Origin of the sequence: Clostridium sp. AWRP, from assembly GCF_004006395.2 — a bacterium.
Taxonomy (GTDB): Bacteria; Bacillota; Clostridia; order Clostridiales; family Clostridiaceae; genus Clostridium_B.
Genome location: NZ_CP029758.2, coordinates 4,266,329 through 4,289,732, shown reverse-complemented (window position 1 = coordinate 4,289,732; position 23,404 = coordinate 4,266,329). Strand labels below are relative to the sequence as shown.

The 23,404-nt window shown below is 31.4% G+C and carries 22 protein-coding genes and 1 pseudogene; 14 read left to right on the top strand and 9 right to left on the bottom strand.

All coding sequences use genetic code 11. The annotated features are described in order from the left end of the window. The first annotated feature begins 28 nt into the window (after nt 1-28). The 3 genes from DMR38_RS20015 to DMR38_RS20005 all read left to right on the top strand — a co-directional run bounded on the left by DMR38_RS20015 (nt 29) and on the right by DMR38_RS20005 (nt 3,164). On the top strand, nt 29-223 hold the full coding sequence (locus tag DMR38_RS20015) for a DUF4177 domain-containing protein (RefSeq protein ID WP_013240632.1): 195 nt from the start codon (nt 29-31) through the stop codon (nt 221-223). A gap of 555 nt (nt 224-778) precedes the next feature. Beyond that, nucleotides 779-2,605: a glutamine--fructose-6-phosphate transaminase (isomerizing) gene (gene glmS / locus DMR38_RS20010; RefSeq protein ID WP_127723325.1), complete on the top strand. Its 1,827-nt coding sequence runs from the start codon at nt 779-781 to the stop codon at nt 2,603-2,605. A gap of 262 nt (nt 2,606-2,867) precedes the next feature. Beyond that, entirely contained in the window at nt 2,868-3,164 is a 297-nt protein-coding gene (locus DMR38_RS20005; protein WP_243124378.1) for an MFS transporter, read from the top strand. Between the two features lie 160 nt (nt 3,165-3,324). On the opposite strand, the gene DMR38_RS20000 is transcribed toward DMR38_RS20005, so the two are convergent. The 3 genes from DMR38_RS20000 to DMR38_RS22035 form a co-directional block, all read right to left on the bottom strand. Then, complete coding sequence (locus DMR38_RS20000) at nt 3,325-3,909, bottom strand: DUF1062 domain-containing protein (RefSeq protein ID WP_127723323.1); 585 nt, start codon at nt 3,907-3,909, stop codon at nt 3,325-3,327. A gap of 241 nt (nt 3,910-4,150) precedes the next feature. Continuing rightward, the gene (locus DMR38_RS19995) at nt 4,151-4,426 is read right to left on the bottom strand and encodes a CD3324 family protein (protein ID WP_127723321.1); all 276 of its coding nucleotides are present in this window, start codon (nt 4,424-4,426) and stop codon (nt 4,151-4,153) included. 236 nt (nt 4,427-4,662) lie between these two features. Beyond that, a complete protein-coding gene (locus DMR38_RS22035) occupies nt 4,663-4,815 on the bottom strand; it encodes a hypothetical protein (protein WP_175413078.1) in 153 nt (50 codons plus the stop codon). A 168-nt stretch (nt 4,816-4,983) separates the two neighbouring features. Here DMR38_RS22035 and DMR38_RS19990 point away from each other — a divergent pair, with 168 nt between their 5' ends. From DMR38_RS19990 to DMR38_RS19965, 5 genes are all read left to right on the top strand, one after another. Next, nucleotides 4,984-5,679 (top strand): response regulator transcription factor, encoded by a 696-nt coding sequence (locus DMR38_RS19990; RefSeq protein WP_127723319.1) that lies wholly within the window; start codon nt 4,984-4,986, stop codon nt 5,677-5,679. Further along, nucleotides 5,676-7,073, top strand: coding sequence for an ATP-binding protein (locus DMR38_RS19985; RefSeq protein ID WP_127723317.1), 1,398 nt, complete (start codon nt 5,676-5,678; stop codon nt 7,071-7,073). Before DMR38_RS19990 ends, DMR38_RS19985 begins: the two co-directional genes overlap by 4 nt. Before the next feature lie 132 nt (nt 7,074-7,205). Continuing rightward, the gene (locus DMR38_RS19980; protein ID WP_127723315.1) at nt 7,206-7,667 is read left to right on the top strand and encodes a DUF2680 domain-containing protein; all 462 of its coding nucleotides are present in this window, start codon (nt 7,206-7,208) and stop codon (nt 7,665-7,667) included. Between the two features lie 107 nt (nt 7,668-7,774). Continuing rightward, nucleotides 7,775-9,136, top strand: coding sequence for a 4Fe-4S binding protein (locus DMR38_RS19975; protein ID WP_127723313.1), 1,362 nt, complete (start codon nt 7,775-7,777; stop codon nt 9,134-9,136). 329 nt (nt 9,137-9,465) lie between these two features. Next, on the top strand, nt 9,466-9,990 hold the full coding sequence (locus DMR38_RS19965; RefSeq protein ID WP_127723311.1) for a flavoprotein: 525 nt from the start codon (nt 9,466-9,468) through the stop codon (nt 9,988-9,990). A 157-nt stretch (nt 9,991-10,147) separates the two neighbouring features. Here DMR38_RS19965 and DMR38_RS19960 read toward each other — a convergent pair whose 3' ends face one another. The 6 genes from DMR38_RS19960 to DMR38_RS22030 all read right to left on the bottom strand — a co-directional run bounded on the left by DMR38_RS19960 (nt 10,148) and on the right by DMR38_RS22030 (nt 16,128). Continuing rightward, on the bottom strand, nt 10,148-11,263 hold the full coding sequence (locus DMR38_RS19960) for a helix-turn-helix transcriptional regulator (protein ID WP_127723309.1): 1,116 nt from the start codon (nt 11,261-11,263) through the stop codon (nt 10,148-10,150). A 78-nt stretch (nt 11,264-11,341) separates the two neighbouring features. After that, nucleotides 11,342-12,751 carry an MATE family efflux transporter gene (locus DMR38_RS19955; RefSeq protein ID WP_127723307.1) on the bottom strand — a complete coding sequence of 470 codons (1,410 nt, stop codon included), beginning with the start codon at nt 12,749-12,751 and terminating at the stop codon, nt 11,342-11,344. Between the two features lie 117 nt (nt 12,752-12,868). After that, complete coding sequence (locus tag DMR38_RS19950; RefSeq protein ID WP_127723305.1) at nt 12,869-13,705, bottom strand: MerR family transcriptional regulator; 837 nt, start codon at nt 13,703-13,705, stop codon at nt 12,869-12,871. 125 nt (nt 13,706-13,830) lie between these two features. Next, nucleotides 13,831-15,009 (bottom strand): M28 family metallopeptidase, encoded by a 1,179-nt coding sequence (locus tag DMR38_RS19945; RefSeq protein WP_127723303.1) that lies wholly within the window; start codon nt 15,007-15,009, stop codon nt 13,831-13,833. A gap of 105 nt (nt 15,010-15,114) precedes the next feature. Further along, complete coding sequence (locus DMR38_RS19940) at nt 15,115-15,876, bottom strand: MerR family transcriptional regulator (RefSeq protein WP_127723301.1); 762 nt, start codon at nt 15,874-15,876, stop codon at nt 15,115-15,117. An 87-nt stretch (nt 15,877-15,963) separates the two neighbouring features. Then, entirely contained in the window at nt 15,964-16,128 is a 165-nt protein-coding gene (locus DMR38_RS22030) for a hypothetical protein (protein ID WP_175413077.1), read from the bottom strand. A gap of 322 nt (nt 16,129-16,450) precedes the next feature. Here DMR38_RS22030 and DMR38_RS19935 point away from each other — a divergent pair, with 322 nt between their 5' ends. The 6 genes and pseudogenes from DMR38_RS19935 to DMR38_RS19910 all read left to right on the top strand — a co-directional run. Further along, entirely contained in the window at nt 16,451-16,726 is a 276-nt protein-coding gene (locus DMR38_RS19935; protein ID WP_127723299.1) for a CD3324 family protein, read from the top strand. A gap of 172 nt (nt 16,727-16,898) precedes the next feature. Further along, nucleotides 16,899-18,443, top strand: coding sequence for an ABC-F family ATP-binding cassette domain-containing protein (locus DMR38_RS19930; protein WP_127724183.1), 1,545 nt, complete (start codon nt 16,899-16,901; stop codon nt 18,441-18,443). 212 nt (nt 18,444-18,655) lie between these two features. Next, nucleotides 18,656-19,810, top strand: a complete 1,155-nt coding sequence (locus tag DMR38_RS19925; RefSeq protein ID WP_243124377.1) for an amidase domain-containing protein — start codon at nt 18,656-18,658, stop codon at nt 19,808-19,810. Between the two features lie 202 nt (nt 19,811-20,012). Next, a complete protein-coding gene (locus tag DMR38_RS19920; RefSeq protein WP_127723297.1) occupies nt 20,013-20,780 on the top strand; it encodes an ABC transporter ATP-binding protein in 768 nt (255 codons plus the stop codon). Continuing rightward, complete coding sequence (locus DMR38_RS19915; RefSeq protein ID WP_127723295.1) at nt 20,770-22,761, top strand: ABC transporter permease; 1,992 nt, start codon at nt 20,770-20,772, stop codon at nt 22,759-22,761. The genes DMR38_RS19920 and DMR38_RS19915 overlap by 11 nt, the downstream gene beginning before the upstream one ends. A 28-nt stretch (nt 22,762-22,789) precedes the next feature. Continuing rightward, nucleotides 22,790-23,306: pseudogene (locus DMR38_RS19910) on the top strand (ATP-binding cassette domain-containing protein); the annotation flags it as partial. Nucleotides 23,307-23,404 lie beyond the last annotated feature (98 nt).

Below are 23,404 nucleotides of genomic sequence, written 5' to 3'. Positions count from 1 at the left end.
GATATAAATTATTAGAGGAGTGAGTCCAATGTCGTGGCAATATAGAATATTTACAGTGGAGCGTTTTTTAAATTCAACTGATAATTTAAACTTAGAAGAAAAATTAAATAAGTATGGTAAGGAAGATTGGGAACTTACAGGAGTTTTACAAAGACATTATGCTACACTTGGAAATCAAGATAAATTAGAAGATGATTTAATAGTGTTTAAAAAACACAGTTAAAAAAAACCGCCTTTAAAGAAAAATTTGAAGGCGGTTTATTTATAAATTTACAATTTTCAGAGTATATAGCACATTCCAATCTAAATTCCATAATATAAAAATAAGAACAAAAAGTTAATTTTATCTATCTAGTTGACATAAAATAAGATTAAAGAATATAATAGATTGACAGGTTTTTAATACTGTTATATTTAAAAAAGAAGGTGGTTGAATTTAAGAAAAATATGAATATAAAGCGCCAGAGCTCAAGGTTTAATTTAAACAACACTTTGAGCTGACGAGGATGGGGAGTATCGAATCTTCGGCGGGTGCCCCACGGTATCGCACTACCGTTAACAACTGATAAAACCAGGAAGTGATTTCTGATACAACATCAGTTTGGTGTTAAAACCTTTAATAGGAATCAAAATTTATGATTCCAAAAATATATTTACCTGTAAAATTTTAATAACAATGCAGGTTTTATTTGCTTAACAATTTTTTATTGATAAAGCCGCAGTGTTTTGTAGGTAAATTATGATTTATTATATTAAAATGTGAAAGGAAGAATTGATTATGTGCGGAATTGTTGGATTTGTTGGAAAGAAACAAGCATCATCTATTTTGGTTGAAGGACTAAGTAAACTTGAATACAGAGGTTATGACTCTGCAGGTGTTGCCATAATAGATAATGATCATATCAATGTAGTAAAATGTAAAGGAAGGCTTAAAAACCTTGAAAATAAATTGTCAGAACATCCTCTAAAAGGAATAGTAGGTATAGGACATACAAGGTGGGCAACTCATGGAAAACCGTCTGATCTAAATGCTCATCCGCATAACAGCCAGGACGGAACTATAAGTGTAGTTCATAATGGTATAATAGAAAATTATGTACAACTTAGAGAATGGCTCACTTCAAAGGGATATAAGTTCGTATCTGAAACTGATACTGAAGTTATTCCACAGCTCATAGAATATTTTTACAAAGGTGATATAGTTGAAGCAGTTATGCGTGCAATATCTAAGATAAAGGGAAGCTATGCTGTAGGAGTTATCTGCTCAAAAGAACCTGGAAAATTAGTAGCAGTAAGAAAGGACAGCCCTCTTATAGTAGGACTTGGAAAAGATGAGTATTATATAGCATCAGATATACCTGCTGTATTAAATCATACTAGAGACATATATCTTTTAAATGACAATGAATTTGTTGTCATAACTAAAGATGGTGTAAAACTTTTATCAGAAGATAAAAAGGAAATAAAGAGAGATGTATACCATGTTACCTGGAGTGCAAATGCAGCTGAAAAAGGTGGATTTGATCATTTCATGATGAAGGAAATACACGAACAGCCAAAGGCAATCAAAGATACAATGACATCAAGAATTATGCCAGGGAAACCTATAACGTTAGATGACATAAAGATAACTAAAGAGCAAATTGAGAATATAAATAAAATATATATAGTAGCTTGTGGAACTGCCTATCATGCAGGAATAGTTGGGAAATATGTAATAGAAAAATTGGTTAGGATGCCTGTAGAAGTAGATATTGCTTCAGAGTTTAGATATAGAAATCCTATAATAGACGAAAAAACACTTATGATAATTATAAGCCAGTCTGGAGAAACAGCAGATACTTTAGCAGCTTTGAGGGAAGCAAAGGCACAAGGTGCTAGAGTAATAGCTGTAACAAATGTAGTAGGAAGCTCTGTGTCCAGAGAAGCAGATGATGTGCTTTATACTTGGGCTGGACCTGAAATAGCAGTTGCATCTACAAAAGCTTATGTAACACAGCTTATATCAATGTATATAATTGCATTATTCTTTGCACAGCACAAGGGAACTATAAGCGAAGAAAAGATGGAAGAATTAAAAAATGAGATGCTTACACTTCCTATTAAGGCAGAAAAAGTTCTTTCAAATAAGGACATTATACAAGAATTTGCAGAAGAGATTTATAAAGAACAGGATGTATTTTTCCTTGGAAGAGGATTGGATTATGCCGTTGCATTAGAAGGTTCTTTAAAGCTTAAGGAAATATCTTATATTCATTCTGAAGCTTATGCTGGCGGAGAATTAAAGCATGGACCTATAGCTCTTATTGAGGATGGAACTGTAGTAATTGCAGGAGCTACTCAAGGATATTTAGTTGAGAAGATGATAAGTAATATTAAGGAAGTGACTACAAGGGGAGCTAATGTATTGGCTTTTGCTTTTGAAGGCAGTGACGAAGTTAGCAAGGCAGTTGATTCTGTAATGTATCTTCCAAAAGTAAATGATATATTTGCACCAGTACTTTCCGTAATTCCTCTGCAGCTTTTAGCATATTATATTTCTATAAAGAAAGGCTGCGATGTGGATAAGCCTAGGAACTTGGCCAAGTCAGTTACGGTAGAATAGATAGTAAAAAATATATTTAGGTTTTTTTAAATACAGAACTTGATATACTTAGAAATTGAGTATATCAAGTTCTTATTTTATATAAGAAAAGAAAAAACGTAATAATGCTGCTGGAAAGGGAGCAGGAACAACTAATAAAGAGCGTAAGAAACCTAGAAAACAGAATCTTCGAATTGTAGAAGATAGCACAATAGATAAACAAAATTTGGCACAAAGAATGGACAATATAACTACTGAGATAGACCTGTAATCCAAATGTAGGTTGCAGATACTAAAAGAATTGGAAAGTAATGATTCAGTAAACATACCATATGAAGTTGTAAAAGATTCATTCAGTAATTTCCATAAACTACTAGAAATCATAGAGCTACACTATGATGAAAAGGTACAAAAATATTTCATAAGTAATAATGAAGGGGTATCACTTGATCAAATACAGTGGGTGATAAGTGCGTATACATTGACATTGGGAGTTACTATACCGTCAACAGGATATTTAAGTGATAGATTTGGATTTAAAAAAGTATTTGTTATTGCCCATGGACACAAAATTATATGAAAAATAATAGTGTTAAGTAAAGTGGGTGTAATGTGCAATTGATTTATTAATTAGCATTTTTCTTAAAAACATATCAAGTACTGTTACTTTACTACAGTAAGTCCTTGATATGTTTTTAAGTCTTTATAAATATTACTCTAAATTTCAATTCTTGCAATGCTTATGCAGAAACGGCTTGGTTTTCAATTGTCCATTTATCAATAATCAATATAACATCTTCTTGCAATCTGCATTTTTTTAAATCAAGTCTGCTAGTGCTTCGAATTGATCCGCTAGTTATCATCTGTTCAAAAGCATTTTTAGATAAATTAAATTTTTCCCGAAGCAAAGCAGCTACTTTAATTCGAGATGGGAAGTAGTTTTTTATATGCAATTCTGTAGGAGTGTTGAAGTTAATATTGGGCCCTAGTATTTTATACTTTGGAAGTCCAACTTCGGCTCCATTCTTCCGTATTAACTCTGTATCCATAGCATATCTTTTGGCAAGATCTCCATTGTTACTATAAAAACCATCTAATATTTCGGGTGCAATCCTTTTAGGATTTATACGAGAGTAGATAGTCATATTCCAGGTAGAATCGCAATCTGAACATTTATAGATTAACCATATATCTAAATATTTGCGTTGTGCATTTATCCGGAATGAACCGGAGCAAAGATGATCTGTCTTTTTACCACACTTCTTACAATACCTAATTGCAGGTGGTTGGGATAAATACTGTATATCCCAGGTTATCTTTTGCATGAAAATTTCTCCTTCCTATTAGCAATTAATAGGGAAGATAACAGGTGGATTGTCACAAAACTTTTTCATCATAAGTCCTCCTTGTATAATAAGTTTATAATCAGCTAAATGACTGCTAAAAACTTGGTTATTTTTATACTTCAATTTTACCATCTGGTCACATAAAGCTAAACCTTAAAGACAGTTAGTAAAAGAAAATGAGCCAATACAGTAACAAAACTGTATTGGCTCATTCTGAAAGTTAATTACTATTTTTTTGTTCCCGTATTATCCTTTCTATACTTTTCAAGGATAAAAAATATTTTTCAGATAAATCTTGTGAACTGTGACCTGCCAAATAATCTTCATAAATCTGTGTATTTCGCTGCTGTAATTCTTTGCGGGTAGAGGTTCTGGCTCCCCATTCTTTTTTATTGCATGATTTTCTGGGAATATATATAAACTCACCATCTACATATTTCTGCACCTGTTTAAGCAAATCATCAGGGAGTATATAAATTGCTTTCTTATAGCTCATTTTGCCCTCCTAAAGGTTTTCTTTTGATTAGGAATAGCAAAGGCTATATTCACATCTTAGTTTTGCTTTTTAACTGATTGTTGCAATAACCTTTGCTATGCAACAATAACGATGGGATTAAGCATACGCTTTCAATCCTCCTTTTATATAATCTTGTTAAGTTATAACATTATACTTAATATTACCACAAATTGTCCACAACTGCCAAAACAAGTTATTTTCGTTTGTGTCAAGTTCTAATGGGAAATTTCTTTGTTAAAATTTTCCATTATAAATTCAGTTAAAATAACCCCACAGCAAACTTCATCTATTACCTTATATATTCTTTTGCTTGCTTTTTCAGCTAGTATCTTAGCCAGATTATTTGCACCTTTAATAGACCAGCTCATTTTTCTTCCCTTAAGTGATATATCTTTTCTCTAGATGCTTAACCAGATTCCATCCATTTCTTATTTTATATAGTGAAATCATCTAAGCTACCATTTCAATTACAGAATGATGCTAATATTACTAATAAGTTTATATAAAGGATATATTAACTTATAGAGGTGTTGTTAATGACTGATGAAAGAATTTTGATAGTAGATGATGAAGAACGTATTAGGGAGATGATTAAAGAATATATTAGCCTAGAAGGTTACATTATTGATGAAGCTTCAGATGGAACGGATGCTATAAATCTTTTTAAACAAAATGAATATTCTCTTATAATACTTGATGTTATGATGCCTAAAATGGATGGCTGGAGTGTATGCCGTGAAATCAGAAAATCATCCCATGTTCCTGTGATTATGCTTACAGCAAGAGGGGAAGAGTATGACAAATTGTTTGGCTTTGAATTAGGAGTAGATGATTACATAGTAAAGCCATTTAGCCCCAAGGAGCTGCTGGCTAGAATGAAAGCCATTATAAGAAGAAGTGCTGCACATCAAATTGAAACACAGAAAGAAAATAAAGCAGTCTTTGAAGGACTTATAATAGAGTACGATTCAAGAAATGTATATGTAGATGGAGAAATAATAGGTCTAACACCAAAAGAATATGAACTTTTAAACTTCTTCTCTAAAAATACCAATAGAGTATTTTCAAGAGAACAGCTTCTTACAGAAGTATGGGGATATGATTTTACTGGTGATGATAGGACAGTTGATAGTCATGTTAAGATGCTTCGTGAAAGCTTGAAACAGTATAGGAAATTTATTGTTACCGTTTGGGGAACAGGTTATAAATTTGAGGTAGGTGTCAAGAAATGAAAAGTATTGGTCTTAAGCTTTGGGCTGGAATGATGATGCTTGTAATGACTGTTTTGATACTTTTATGGTTTTTTCAAATTGTGTTTCTTGGAAGCTTTTACTCAAGTATAAGAATATCAGATGTAAAACAAGAAGGGGCATCAATTATTAGATTACTTGCTGATGGAAACAAAAATGAATTTAAAAATAGGGCTGATGCTTTTGCATTTAAGAATAATATTAGCATTGAGCTTATTGATTTACAAGGAAACATTTTATATATGTCGGGTGTCACTGGCTCAAGCGGACAAATGCCAATGATGAGAAATAGTGCTAGAATTGAGGCATTTCAGCAAATCAAGAGTGGCAAAGAAGTTACTATTCCCTTATCTCATCCACGGTTTGGAAATAAGTTTATGCTAATTGGAATTCCTTATAAAGTAAATGGACAATTGGCAGGTGCTTTTTTTATCAATATGCCGATGGCTCCTGTGGAAGATACTGTCTCAATATTGAAAAGACAGCTAATGTATATATCTGTAATACTTCTTGCAGCAGCAATTATTATTTCGTTTATTATATCGAAAACATTTACCAAACCAATTCTTGAAATTAAGAAGGTGTCCGAAAAAATGGCGTCCGGTGATTTTTCTGACAGAATCAAGTCAAAGAGCAAAGATGAAATAGGCAGACTTGCAGAGACTATCAATTTCATGGGGCAGGAGCTTTCAAAAATTGATCAACTTCGTAAAGACCTGATTGCAAATGTATCTCATGAATTAAGAACCCCTCTGAGTCTTATTAGAGGATATGCTGAAACAATAAAGGATGTGAGTGGAAATTTTCCAGAAAAGCGTAATAAGCAGCTTCAAATCATCATTGAGGAATCTGAACGCTTGGGTGGAATTGTAGATGATATTCTAAATTTATCACAACTGCAAGCAGGATATTTGTCCTTAAACAAGAAGTGTTTTCTAATAAATAGAACAATAAAAGATGTAACTAAACGATATGATATTATAGCGGAAAAAACTGGGGTTAAAATTGAAACCCAATATGATAATAATATGATGGTATTAGCGGATGAACCACGAATAGAACAGGTATTACATAATCTCATAAATAATGCAATTAATCATACACAAGAAGGTGGCTTAATAATTGTTAAGGCCCTTGATGTCAAAGATTTTATTAGAATAGAGATTTCGGATACAGGCCATGGTATTCCAGAAGAGGATATCAATCATATTTGGGATAGGTACTATAAAGCTGAGAAGACAAGTGGAAGAAAGATGGTTGGAACAGGACTGGGGCTTGCTATTGTTAAAAGTATACTTGAAGCTCATCAAGAGCAGTATGGTGTTTATAGCAAACTAGGTGTTGGAACTACTTTTTGGTTTGAACTTAAGAAATAACTACTGACTATTTTGTATTAGTCAATTTTCATTCTTCTTTTAACTTTCTATCACAATTTTATCACAATTGCCCCTTATAATAAAAACATAAGATAACGAAAACAAAATTAAATTATAAGGAGTGTATATATTATGAAAAATTTTAAAAAATTTGTAGCAGCATTAACTATAGTAGGTGCGATAGGTTCAGCAAGTGCTGTTTATGCGGCAACATCAAAAACACCAGCAGAAGTTGTGTCTGGGCTTACAGGAAAAACAGTGGAAGACCTTTATAAAGAGCATACAGCTGGAAAGACTTTTGGTACAATTGCAAATGAAGCTGGAAAGTTAGAAGAATTTAAAACACAGATGTTGGATCAGAAGAAAGCGGTCCTTGACCAGCGTGTAAAGGATGGCAATATTACTCAGGAAAAGGCTGATGAAATTTACAATGCTGTAAAGACTAACCAAGCTGCTTGTGATGGTACTGGAAGTGAACAAGTTGGTAAAAAATATGGTGCAGGATTTGGTCAAGGAAGTGGTATGGGTCACGGCATGGGCAAAGGTGCAGGAATGGGAAATGGAATGGGAGCAGGAAGAGGCATGAACAAATAAGTATCCTCTCTATAAGATGTCCGATACTAGGGAAGAAACTCTTAGTTTATTCTTCTAGTATTGGATATAAATAAATTAAAATATTATATAATAAAGGGGTGCCTTACATGAATTGGAATAAAGTTGCAAAATGGTCTAGACTTTTTGTGATAATAGGATTGCTTGTTTGGGTGACTTATGAATCATATCTGCATCAGGTCTTAGGTGGAGGTAAGTCTCCCTCTATACATGCGCTTTGTCCTTTTGGAGCTCTCGAAAGTTTGTATACTTTGCTCTTTATGGGTAGTTTTATTAAGAAAATATATTTGGGTACAGTAATTTTGCTAAGTTTGACTATAGTCATTGCAGTACTATTTAGAAGAAGCTTTTGTGGTTTACTTTGTCCTTTTGGTGCTTTACAAGAGGTATTTGGAAGGATAGGACAAAAAATATTTAAAAGAAGGTATGTTATACCACAGAAAATTGATAGACCATTAAGATATTTGAAGTATGTAATTTTACTTGTTACTGTGGGAATGGCATGGTACATGGGTACTCTCTGGATGTCACCATATGATCCATACTCAGCATATTCTCATCTATCATCCTTTACTGATACAATTAAGGAAGACCCTACTGCTATTATTGGATTTATACTTTTAGCAATAACAATAATTGGATCATTAATATATGACAGATTCTTTTGTAAATACCTATGTCCTGTTGGGGCCTTCTATGGAATAATTGGTAAGATAAGCCCTACAAAAGTTGAACGAAATGATAATCTTTGTATTCATTGTAAAGCATGTAATAAGGCTTGCCCTGTCAATATTGACATAGAGAAAGCAGTTAAAGTTACTAGTGCAGAATGTATAAATTGTAATGAATGTGTTATAGCATGTCCTAAAAGGGGAGCACTTGAGGTGAAGACAGCTAAAAAAACTCTTCATCCTTTAGCAATAATTTCAATTGTGGTTGGTTTGTTCTTTGGAACTATACTAATAGCTCAGGCAACTGGGAATTATCAAATAATGCCAGAGACTTTGAAAAAGGGACAAACTGTATCCATTTCAGAGGTCAAAGGATATTACTCTATAGAAGAAACAGCAGTGGCAGCAGGTATATCTCTTAAGGAAGTGTACGAAAAACTTGATATACCAGAAAGTGTATCTAAAGGGACTAAACTAAAAGAAATTTCAAAGCAAGTACCAAGTTATGATTTTGATGCAGCCAAAGCAAAAGCTGGTGGAACTGAAACTACGGTAAAAGAAACATCTAAAATTGAAAATGACTCAAATAAAATTGATATAAGTGGTATTAAAGGTTCTATGACTATTCAGGAGGCAGCTAAATCTTTAAAAATGGAACTAAAAGATTTCTATAAGTTGTTTAAAATCCCGGAAGATGTTCCAGCTCAAACTCAAATGAAAGGTATCTCATCTATCTCACCAGATTATGATTTTGAAAAAGTAAAAGAGATGTTGAAATAAACTTATTAAAATGTAAACTAGTTTAGAAATATGAAAAAGTGGCATTCGCCACTTTTTTTTATTGACATTAGTAAATAATATCAATAATATGTGCCTTAGTTTTAAGATATTTCCACAATACACCTATTGAAACTATTTTTCTTGCGTGAGTACCAACAAAAGGCTTTAAAGTTTTCTGACAATATGTAATAAAAGGATACATTTCGTTTAGAGTAATAGATTTTACAAATTTGGTTATTCGTAGAGGAGTTTGGGTTAATTTGTAGAATTTATATTATTGTGTAAGTAATTGATGAAATAATAAATTATAAGAAAATGGAGGAGTAAATATGTTATCAGGAAAAATAATAACTTTAGGGATCACAGCATGCAGCCCGGCAAACCAGTCACTTACGTTAATTAAAGAATTGAAAAAGGGTGGAGCACAGGTGCATGTAATTATGACGACAAATGCAGCTAATTTTGTTACACCGCTTATGGTACAGAGAGAGGCAGGAACGCCTATCCAGATTGAGCAATTTGAACTCCCAAAGGCCTATGATATGAATCATCAGTCGCTGTCCTTTAAATCTGACTTAATGCTTGTTGCACCAATTTCTGCTAATACTGTTGGAAAAGCAGCAAATGGAATAGCAGATAATCTTCTTACTACAAATCTATTGTCAACAAGTGCACCTATTATTTTTGCAACTCATATTAATCCGAAAATGTACAGCAAACCAAGTGTACAAAGAAATGTGAAAACACTTAAAGAAGATGGGGTAATATTTGTTGAAAATAAAGAGGCTAAATTTCCAAGTCTATTTCCAAGCATAGAGGCTATTATTAAAACAGTTGAAAAAGTAATTGGTTAAAAATGATTTTAACCAAAATGGAGCTATAACTTAATATAGTTCCATTTTAGCTGAAGCAAAAGATTTTTTTAGTTTTAGATAAAAGTATTTATTTGATTAAGTCGACTTATCTGTGAAGTAGGAACTTTGGAGACTATAACAGTGTCAAATAAACCCTTTATAGGTTTCCTAATTTTGATTTCACTGCTTCAAGGATACTCTTAAATTTGGGATTATCCTTAAATGCTGCAAATGCAGGATTTTCTGTGATTGCCTGGAGTATGCTTCTTTTAATGACCTTTTCATCTCTTGGTGCCTGGTTACCTAAATCAAATTCTGCAAACCAATCATCAACACTGTCAAAAAACTCATCTCCGTGTAGTTTAAATGAGAGTGACTCCGATGTGCATATATCCCCATATTTTCTTATCATATCAACTGCCTTATCCTGATTATTTTGCACTGCATAGCACTGTGCTGCTGTTAAATATATCTTTAGCATAACTCCGGGATTAAGCCCGTTTAAGTTGAAAAGCTCAGCTGTGGAAATTGTGCGCTGGAGTATATTTTCAAACTGTTTTGGAACATCCTGATTCAGTATAAAATAACTTGGCAATATACCCATCATATTAATTAAATGATGATATATACCAACCTGTAAAATTTCTTTTGCCTTTTGTATATTTCCTGTCATCTGATATGCGCTTGCCAGTATTACTTCATCTGATGGTTTAGGTTTCATTGTTCCATTTAATAATTCCTGAACTTCTTCAGGATGCTGTAACATGAGAGAGCAGGTAGCTTCAAGTGAGTTTGCCTCATTTGTTACATACACATCCTCCTCTTCCGTTCTAATTCTCTGGCATAAATCAATTACTTCATGAAGGACGGATTCCTGTGCTTCCTTGCCCTTTGCCATCATATAATGGTTCGTAAGAAGTACAGCCATCTGCACTAAAAGTGGAAAACAAGAATAATATTTTTTTATAACCTCATGACACTCATCTAGAACCTCTTCAAAAGGTTTGCTGCTAAATTCACCAGCTAACTTATTATAGAGTCTTTTTATATCATATTTTGTCATCTGCGGCTCATATCCTATAAGCTCATCTATACTGATATTAAAATATGCTGCAAGCTGTGGAAGAAATGTAATATCAGGGTAACTTTGACCTGTTTCCCATTTGGAAACTGACGCCTTGGATACACCTATATATTCAGCCAATTTATCCTGCGTAATGGCTTTTTCTTTACGTTTTGTAACAAGTGTTTTTGCAATATTAATCTCTTTCATAATTATCACCCCATAATGTAATTATACGGTTTTAATATATGATAACAATGGATTAAAAGTTGATTTTAGTTGATAAAATCAGCTTACAGTTAACTTTGAATATTTCTTAAATTCTGAAGTAATAAGAATAGTGGTCACTATAACTGATAATGTTTCTGCACATGGTCCTGCATATAAAACTCCTAAAACTCCCATGAATTTAGGTAAAATTATCATAAGGGGAACTATAAAGAAGGTCTGTTTACACAGTGTAAGAAGCATTGCTTTTCCAGGTTTACCTACAGCCTGGAAGAAAATACAACTTGTAAGTTCAAAACCTATAAACATACAGAGCATCAAAAATATCTTAAAAGATTTTAGTGCAAATTCATTATACAATGTACTATTTTGACCAAATAGATTTACTATACCTTGTGTAAAAAACTGAAATATAATAAAGCCTATTATTGATACAACAGTTGCTATTTTTATAAGCATAAAATAGGTATCTTTAACACGTTTAAAATTTTTAGCACCGTAATTGTATCCAAGTATTGGCTGGCCTCCTATGGCTATGCCTATTACCACTCCTAATAAAAGATCATTTACTTTCATTACAATACCTATTGCTGATATGGGAATATCACTGCCATAAATTGATTGTGCTCCATAAATTTTAAGCATATTATTGCTTACTACTATTATTATTGTTACCGCTGCCTGTGTAATTAAACTGGAGATTCCTAGAAGCATTACTGTCTTACTCACCTTTACATCAAGCTTCAAATATTCTTTTTTAAACTTTATATTTTTAAACTTTTTAAGGTAACTTAGAGAAATTGTGCAGGATAAAATTTGTCCTATTATTGTGGCTATGGCAGAACCTTTAACCCCCATACCAAAATGAAATATAAGTATAGGATTTAAAACAATATTTATAACTGCACCTACTATCATCGCAAGCATTGAATATTCAGGGCTGCCATCTGCACGTATTATTGAATTTAGACCTGCTGCCAAAATCATGAAAGGGAATCCTATTAAGATTATTCTCATATAATCCAGTGCTGTAGAAATATTAGTGCTTGTAGCCCCACAGCCCCACAGCAGTTTTTCCATAAAAACATATCCAACTGCTAAAAATATCAAACCTAAAATCACCATCAAAACAATTGCATTACCTATTGCCTTAGCACCTTCTTCTTTGTTTTTCTCTCCCAATTTTATACTGTAAAAAGCAGCTGCTCCATCTCCTAAAAGTAGTGAAAAACCTAAGGCTAAAACTACAAGTGGAAAGGTTATATTCGTAGCTGCATTACCAATATAGCCTACTCCCTGACCGATGAAAATCTGGTCCACAATACTGTAAAGAGCATTGACCACCATTGCAAGTACGCAGGGAATAGAAAACTTCATAATAAGCTTGCCAAGCTTTTCATTTTCAATATAGCTTTCACTAATTTTTGTACTCTTTTCGCTCAACTTACATACACCTCTTTCAAATTTCATATAGATATCCACTGAAGTTAGTTAATAAATTTATCTACAGATATATATTTCTGATGTGAATATCTACAACTGAAAGAATAATGCATACAGTAACGGGAGAGTCAACACTTATTTTAATTATCTTATTGGAACTATAAGTTCAGTCACATAATTTTCTTCATCTACTGTGTTCATTATGTCTACAAGATAATTATCTACAGGCTCACCGCAAATTTCATATCCATTTTCATAAATGTATTTATACAACTTCCTATAAGTCTGTATCATATTGTTATAACTTCCATAATGAACAGCAGTAACAGCTTTAAAACCTCCAAATTTTCTAACTAAACCATCTATTTCTCTTTCCTCAGATACAGCTATACAAACTTCTATATCATAATCTTCCTTTTCTTTTTCTTCAAAATCAATACAGTTATCATAATACACTGCCATAGCATTCTTTATAATATGAAAATTGTTTCTTTCAACCAATGAAATCAGCTTACAGTACCTAACTGTAAATTCTTCAATAGTACAGGGTCCTTTGCTCCTGAGATAAGCAACATAAGAAACTGGTATTTCTTTTATCTCAATTTTAAAATCCTTATTTTTTTTCTTTTCCTTTTTGCTTTCTTTTATGAAAAACTGTAATTTTTGTTTTAGCATCTTTAAATCGTTAATTTTATTATCAATCTCTATACATTTTTCATTAATTTTTCTTGTGTTATACTCTAAATTTTCTCTTCCCAAAAGCACTTTTATTTCCTTTAATGAAAAACCTGCTTCCTTAAAATGCTTGATTACAAGCACTAAAGCCAATTGGTCATTTGAATAATATCTATAATTACTGTCTGGATCAATCTTTCTTGGTATCAACAGTTCTATTTCATCATAGTATCTCAGTGTTTTTATTGGAATATTACATATTTTAGATACTTTTCCTATTTGATAAAGTTTTTTACTTTCGTCCATTGTATTAATCAACTCCTCATGTAAACACAGTCAACTATATTTTACCATAACGGACATATGCTAAAAAAGATTCTAAGATTAAGCTGATTATTTGTGTAGTTCAAATTTATTCATTCTAGAAATGCTTAAACAGAAAGAGTTGAGATAATTTCAATTATATACCGGACTATATGTCCAATCATGTCAAAATCAATAGTATCCAACGTATCTTTTGAGGTATGGGTGTATTCTAAGCCACCACTAAAAAGATCTGATGATGTTACTACTAAACAAGGGATACCACGAAATATGAAAGGAACATGATCTCCAGCATACCATTCCTTACCTTTAACAATTTTTTCACTCTTACCTATAGTACAGTTTATAATTTCACTTATATTATCACTTAGATTGTGAAAGGAAATGGCAGCTTCAGCTCCCTTATGGCATGGTGAATCTATATTAATCATGAGCTTAATTCTATCTTTTTCATTATCGATTAATTTTAAATATTCCATTTCACCACACGCACCGTAGAATTCTTCACTATTAAATGGTACAATCTCTATATCGTATGCTGTAGATTTCAATACTTCAGCTATCTGCAGCAATATTGCAACTCCTGCTGCATTATCTAAAGCTCCAGGTGTATTATATTTTGTGTCCATATGAGCACCTATAACAATTTTGCCCATTGATTTTTCAGCTTTCTTTAATGCTACAATCTGTCGACTTTTAGATAACCTCTTATGGGAATCTATTGTCAAATGCACAACTTCACTTAAAAGTCCCGCGTCCTTAATTTTTGATAAGATTTGATCATTAATATTTGCTGATGGTATTAAAAAATTTCCATCTTCAAAAAGTGGAAATGGATTTTTACCACTTAATGGATTTTTACCTGTTACAGCAATAATTGCCTTTGGCTTCTTCCTTTCAAGTAGAGAAATAATATATTTATGCTCTTTGGGATAATAAAATGGATAGTCTTTGGGCTGCAAAGGACTTTCTGTAAGTTTTCCTGACAATACTAAGATAACATTATTACAGTCAATTTCCTCTAATTTCTCCACAGTTCTAACCATAATCAATTTTCCACTTCCCCTAAATGAATTAGAAAAAGGACTTGGCTCAACCTCGAACAAATGATTGTCAGTCATAAGAGTTGATTTCCCTTTTTCCCAAATAGTACATTCAAATGGCAGAGACTTTATTGAATAGTTCATATGTTTGAACCTATTTTCTAAAAAATTTAATATTTCATCATTTGCAGCTGTTCCTACTGCACGTTCTTTTGTAATCACTTCAAAAACCTTACTTATCATTATTTTACCTCCAGTTTTTATAGTTTAGGATGAAAAAACAACATACCATTCTTCTATAAAAAAATAACATAGAAAATATAGGGTGGTGTGCAAGTGTAAGGTTTTTTATAAATTTTTCATCTCTTCAATAATTGAAGGTATTTTTTGAGCTGCTTCTAGTAGTTTATTTAATTCATAAAGCCATCTATCTCCAACTGAAATAAAATCATCATACTCTTGACAGTCCAGTGCTGATGCCACTAATTCGGCATGTCCTTTATCATACATTGAAATACTACGGTGGATCGAAGACATACTATATCCGGACTGTAATAACATATATATAATGTGCATTCTTCCTAAATCAGTACTTGAATAAAGTTTTTCACCTTTTTCACCTACTTTTTCTGGAAGAATTAACCCGTTCCTTTCCCAATTTCGTACGGCCTCAGCAGTGACTCCTAGATAATCAGCGATGTCTTTACGTGACAACATTTTTTCTTCTAAAAAAATTTCATTATTCTTAGCTGAGTTTGCCCAATTCTGCAGCATTTCACAGGCTTTTTGAGCCTTCTTAATTTCCTGTTCAATTATTCCTGTATATAAATCTGTATTTTGTTCTGCTTTATCCCACTGTTTTTTTGCTATTGACCACATGATTTTATTACCGGCATTTCTTATGTGCCTGTTTGCAAAAGGATAACCAAAAATGCACCTACAGACTTTTATTTGTAATATATGTAATTCTTCAAATATGCGGTAGTTATTCATATTTCTTTTTGCTTTAGATATAAAGCCTAGCTTTTCATATAGTCTTACGGTATTTGGGTGAATACCATATATTCTAGCTAAATCAATAACCTTATATATTTTTACCTTTTTATCCATAATATATCACCATACCAACTGTTCCTAAATATAAGATTTCAACTTCTGAAGTTAAAAATCAATAGTTGTTTCTTCAGCTATTGATTTTTATAACAGGGTTTTACTTAAATCTTTTCTTATCAGTGGTTCATCTATAAATGTAGTCTCATTTTTTATTATATCCTCTAAAGCATTTAAAATAAAAGCTTTGAAAATGTTGGAGTTTATATTATACTTAATTTGATTGTATTTCGAAGCTTCAATAGTTTTCATGATGTATGAGTTCATAGAATAATTATTGTAAATATACAATTAGTACGATTAGAGAAAAAGGGGGAAAATTCATAATGCTTTTAGTTATAAGATTTAGCTCCATGCAAAGATTGTAAAAACATGGGAAAATTTTGTTTGGAGCTGCAGGGAAAACAATGTTAAACTTAATTTATGTATGTTTCAAAATGACATTTTTAAATCATTATGAGTAGTGTATAAGTTAATTAGCGACCCTATAAATTTATCAATTTAGTTTTTACATGTTTTGTTCAGTCTTTGCTTCATTATTTACAAAGTAGATGTAGATTGGAGCAGATGATTTATGAAATATGAAAAGGCACAGAATGTATTACCACAATGTATAATTCAAGCAATTCAAAAATATACCGATGGCGCATATATTTATATTCCTAGAAAAAATGAAAATAAAAAATCCTGGGGAGAAAATACTGAAACCAAAAGGTATCTTTATATAAGGAATAAAGAAATTTTTAATAGGTATTGTACAGGTATATCTGTTAAAAGCTTATCTAAGCAGTATTATTTAACAGAAAATAGTATTAGAAGAATAATCAGAAAACAAAAAAAACATGATTAATGTAAAACGGTATATTAGCATAAAAAAGCATGCTAATATACCGTTGTTTTATATAGTCACATATAATACAGAAATATTTATGAACTTGAGTATTTATAGCATGAGATGGTATGCTTTAAAAGCGGATAATATATTAATTTGGAAATACATAGATAAAGGAAGTAAACAGATAATGAGTATTTTAACAGTTGAAAATATGAGCCATTCATTTGGCGAAAGGGTATTATTTAAAAATACATCTTTTAGATTATTAAGAGGAGAGCATATTGGTCTTATTGGTGCTAATGGGGAAGGCAAGTCAACCTTTATGAAAATTATTACGGGAGAGCTTCTACCAGATGAGGGCACAATTGAATGGAATCGCAAATTTAGCATAGGCTATATGGATCAGCATGTTGATCTAAAAAAAGGGAATACCACACTAGACACTTTAAAGGGTGCATTTTCAAAGTTATTTGATATAGAGAAAAAAATAAGTGACTTATGCAATGAGCTTGGTACTATGAATGAAAAGGAATTATCCAGAGCCCTCCATAAGCTATCAAATATGCAGGAAACTTTAGACAAAAACAACTTTTACAACATTAATTCAAGAATACAATCTACAGCAGCAGGTCTTGGAATTAGGGAACTTTTAGATAAAGACGTTTCATCTTTAAGCGGTGGACAAAGGACAAAGGTTTTACTTGCTAAGCTTTTACTTGAAGCACCAGACATTTTGTTATTAGATGAGCCTACTAATCACCTGGATGAAGAACACATAGAATGGTTAAAAAGCTATTTAATAAATTACGAAAATGCGTTCATATTGATATCCCATGATAACAGCTTTTTAAACAGCGTTGTCAATGTAATATATCACCTTGAACACAAAATCTTAACTAGATATCACGGAAATTATGATTATTTTGTAAAACTTTACGAAATGAGAAAACAGCAGCTGCAAATTGAATACAAAGAGCAGCAAAATGAAATTGCAAAGCTTGAAAATTATGTGAGAAAAAATAAAGCAAGAGCTGCAACGGCAAAACAAGCAAAGGCAAGAGAAAAAAAGCTAAATAAAATTGAAAGAATAGAAATTAAAAAGAACCTTATAAAACCTCGCTTTAATTTTAAAAGTGTAAAGATGCCGGAAAGTGTAATTTTTAAAGCTAGCAATTTGGTTATTGGATATGACGAGCCTCTAAGCAGACCTCTAAATCTAAAAATGGAAAGAGGAGAAAAAATTGCAATAACTGGAGCCAATGGTTTAGGGAAAACAACTCTATTAAAAAGTTTGCTTGGATTATTAAAACCTATAAATGGTGAAGTAGTTTTAAGTGACTATAAAAAAATAGGCTACTTTGAGCAGGAAGTTGCAGAAAGTAATACTCATACGGTTTTATATGATGTTTGGAAGACTTTTTCTGATTTGACCCAAACTGAGGTTAGAAGTGACCTTGCTAAATGTGGACTTACAAGACAGCATATAGACAGCCCCATTAATATATTGAGTGGAGGGGAACAGGCCAAAGTTAGATTGTGCAAGCTTATCAATAAACCAACCAATATATTAGTTTTGGATGAACCAACTAATCACTTAGATATCTATGCTAAAGAGGAACTTAAGCGTGCTTTAAAGGAATATAACGGTAGCATAATTTTAGTGTGCCATGAACCAGAGTTTTATGAAGATATTGCGACGAATGTGTGGAATTGTGAAGATTGGAAAGTGTAAGTATTAGAGCCGGTTAAAATAACCAGATTTTTTATAATTCTTATTTCTAATTTTATGAAAAGGAGTGATATGTATAATGAGGTATAAAATTTAACATGAAATTTGGAAATATATTTATCACATGATTTTATGATAAATTCCTAATCATATAATATGAAGGTTTTTATTAAAATAATAGGCAAATTGTTAGGCCATCTTTTAGGAGGAGACTAATGGTGGGATTAAATCATGTGATGAACAAAATTAAAATTATGTCATTGTTAAAATACATAACTTTAATATTTGTATTCTTAACGATCCCTATACTTAAATGTTCAATATGCAAGTCGAGGGAAAGTATAAATAAGGAAGAAATAAGTGCAGAAATTGAAAAAATATATAATTTTCGGTGCAATGCTCTTAAAACTGGGGATTATTCAACATTGAATAATTACTATGATACATCTAGACCAAGTGGTAAATATGCATTAGAGCATGAAGTAAAAAGAGCTAAATACTTGAAAGATTGGTGCAGTAAAAGAAATATAGAATTTAAAGATATTAAATCTACGATAAATTTAAGAAAAGCTATACCTCGCGGCAATGCAGTAAAATTAGTTATTGCAGAAAGTTATAAGTTTGATTATAAATATAAAAATGATGAAGCTAGTCCATTAAATTCATTTGGAGTAGGTATACGCCATACGGCAAGTGTAGTAAAAAAAGATGGAAAATGGCTTGTACTTAGTGACTGGTATACTGATTGCTTTGAAGATTCTCTTCAACTTTATACGGCAGCATTAAATAGTAACTTAAGTTTTTCAAAAAAATATTTCAATAATTTAATTAGTAAAAGAAAAATGGTTTATGACAGGAAAAATGCAGTGGCTTATGCTGACAAGTATTGTGGCATAGCTTGGGGAAATAGCAATAACTTTAAATACAATAGGAAGTATGATGATTATAATGGAGCAGGGGGAGACTGTACTAATTTTATATCTCAAGTATTGGGAGATAAGGAAGGAGGTGCCATGCATACCAACGGTGAATGGCACCCAGGTACAAGAGCTTGGTCAAATGCAGATGGATTAAAAAACTATTTGTTACACAGTGGAAGGGGAAGTGTTATAAAGATTGGAACTTTTGATCAGTTGACTGCTACTATATCAAATACATCTAATGGAGTATTTAGTAAGTTAAAAACAGGTGATTTGATAGCTTATGAGAAAGGCAGAGGTAATATAGATCATTTTGCAATAGTAACAGGATTTGATTCTCACAATTACCCTTTGATTAATTCCCATACTACAGATAGGTATCATGTACCCTGGGATTTAGGATGGGGAAATAAAAATATAAGATTTTTTCTCATACACATGAGGGATTAACAATATTACATTTGTAACATGGGGCTGCTGCAATAAAAAGTCTATAATGCAGCAGCCCTATAATTAAGGAAAATAATATAACAAAAATGTAATGTTAATTATATATAGTTCAATTGATGATATAAATAGAATCATATAAAATAAGTTCATCAGATGAAGTTAAAAAATTCTAGCTGGAATAAGGAAAAAGGGAGAATTGGGAATGCAAAATATATTAAGTGTAGAAAAAATTGAAAAGTATTATGGTAGTAAAGATAATGTAACAAAGGCTATAGATAATATCAGTTTTAAGGTAGATGAAGGGGAGTTTGTTGGAATAATGGGACCTTCAGGAAGTGGTAAAACTACATTACTTAACTGTATATCAACCATTGATAATGTTACTGTGGGAAAGATAATAATAAATGGTAGTGACATTACAAGGTTAAAATCAAAAGCATTGGACAAGTTTAGACAAAATGAGTTAGGGTTTATATTTCAAGATTTTAATTTATTAGATACTCTTACAGCTTATGAGAATATAGCCTTAGCATTGACAATAAAAGGTGAGAAAATTTCAGCAATAGATGAAAAAATAAAATCAGTAGCACAGTATCTAGAAATAGGACAAGTATTAAATAAATATCCTTATCAGATGTCAGGAGGACAAAAACAAAGAGTTGCTTCAGCAAGAGCAATAGTAACTAATCCATCCTTGGTACTTGCAGATGAACCAACAGGGGCACTTGATTCAAAATCAGCTAGATTATTACTTGAAAGATTTGAAAGTTTAAACAAGGAGCTGAATACTACCATACTTATGGTTACTCATGATTCCTTTACAGCAAGCTATGCTCATAGAATACTTTTTATTAAAGATGGAAGAATTTTTAGCGAGCTTATAAGAGGCAGTGATACTAGAAAAGAATTCTTTAATAAAATTATAGAAGTTATAACTCTCCTTGGAGGTGATGACAGCAATGTATTTTAAGCTAGCTGCTGGAAATATAAAAAAGAGTTACAAAGATTATACTATATACTTTTTAACGCTAATACTGGCTGTTTGTGTATTTTACAGCTTTAATTCTATAGATTCACAAAAGGCACTTATTGATGTAAAATCCTCAAATGCAAAATATATATCCAGGTTAATGGAAATGATGTCTGGTGTATCAGTATTTGTATCAATTATATTAGGGAGTTTAATATTATATGCAAATAATTTTTTAATAAAGAAACGGAAAAAAGAATTAGGAATATACATGTGTTTAGGTATGGAAAAGGGAAAAGTATCCAGAATATTAGTAACAGAGACATTTATAGTTGGAGTTATATCTTTAATTGCTGGTCTTATATTAGGAATGGGAACATCACAGGTTTTATCCATTTTTACATTAAAATTATTTGAAATTTCTATAAATGAATACAGATTTTCTGTTTCAACAAGTGCTATAGGTAAGACTATATTATACTTTGGAATAATGTTTTTGCTTGTTATGATACTTAATGTATTTGTTATTTCTAAGTATAAGATAATTGATTTACTAACATCAGGTAGGAAAAATGAAAATATAAAATTTAAAAATTCATTTACATATTTATTAGCTTTTATTCTATGTGTGGCATTACTTGAATTTACGTATAAATCTATACTAAAGATAGGTTTGGATACAAGAAATCCTATGTTTAAGCCATTAATAGTCTTTTTGGTAGTAGGTACAGTATTATTTTTCTTTAGTTTATCTGGAGTCATATTATATATAGTAAATAGAAATAAGAATATATATTTAAAAGGATTGAATATATTTGTAGTAAAACAAATAAATAGTAAAGTTAATACAAATTTTATATCGATGTCAGTAATATGCTTAATGTTATTTATTACAATACTTATATTATCTACGGGAATAAGCCTTAAGAAGGACTTCGAAACAGGGCTTGAAAAAGAAGCACCTTTTGATGCCAGTGTAACAGTATACAATAATAGTAAAGAGAACAATTTAGAAGATGTATTAGCTAAGATTAATTTTAAAACAAGTAAAAATGAAAAGTACGCATCTTACAATGAATATATTTCAGGAGTAAAAGTAGGTGGTTTATTATCAATTACAGATGAAAATCATAAGGATGATGAGGTATCCTTTGTTAAAATATCCGATTATAATAAAATGTTGGAACTTAGAGGGAAAAAAGAAATAAGTTTAAACAAGGATGAGGTTTTACTTATGTCCAACTATAATGAGATGGTTAAATTAGCTTATGAAAGGCTTAAAAGTAGTAAGAAAGTTAATATTGAAGGAAAAGAGTATTTGGTTAAAAACGATAAAATTATAGAAGAGAATCTTGGAAATGATATAGTGCAAGATACTTATTTAACGATAGTTATAAATGATGAAATTCTACCAAAGTCCAATAAAATTTGTAGATCCATGCTTAACATAATGTATTCAGATAAAAATAGGGAACAAAATAATAAAAAATATAGTGAAATACACGAAAATTTGTTAAATCACAGGTATAAGAGCTTAAGTATTTCAGATATGAATGCTTATTCAAAGTATAATATTTATTCTAGAAGCAAGGGTGCAACGACAGCAGTATTATTTATTGGAATATATTTGGGAATAATATTTCTAATAACTAGCATGGCAGTGCTTGCTCTTCAACAATTGTCAGAAGCCAGCGATAGCATAGAAAGATATAAAGCTTTAAAGAGGATTGGTGCAAACAAAAAAATGATAGATAAGACAATATTTATCCAAACCTTGATATATTTCAGTCTTCCAGTGCTGCTTGCATTAATCCATTCAATTATTGGTGTTACAGTAGTTAATGGAGAGATGAGTAAGTTTAATCAAATAGATATTAGATTTTCAGCTTTAATAACAGCATTATTATTTCTCGCAGTTTATGCAGGATATTTTTATACAACATATACAGGATATAAAAATATAGTAAAAAATAATATCTAAACAAGGTGTATGAAAGGATAAGATAAATATGAAGATTTCAGTTAAAAATTTAAATATGATATATAAAACTGGTAAAAAAGCTAAAAGCAAGTTTAGGATATCTGCCCCAATCCTTTGGATTCTATGATGAACTTACTGTGTGGCAGTTTTTAGATTATATAGCAGCATTAAAAGGTATCAAAAATAGTAGGAAGGTTATAAAAGATGTTATTGAGAAGACAAATCTAACAGACAAACGGAAAGCACGTATTTCAACTTTATCTGGCGGTCAAAGACAGCGTGTGGGAATTGCCCAAGCTCTTATGGGAAATCCGGAATTACTGATTTTTGATGAGCCAACGGTTGGACTTGACCCTGAGGAACGCATTAATTTCCGTAACTTATTTTCTAAAACTGCACAAGATAAGATTGTATTATTATCTACTCATATAATTGAAGATGTGCAATCAGTATGTGATAAACTGATTGTTATTAATCATGGACAAATTTTGTTTACAGGTACACCAGAGGAATTGATAAACTTAGCACACAATCATGTTGGAGTAGTAGTAAAAAATAATATTTAGTCTTATTATTATTAATAAGGTTATTAAATTTTGTTTGCCAAAGTTTAATGGCCTTATATTCTATATAGAAGGGTAAA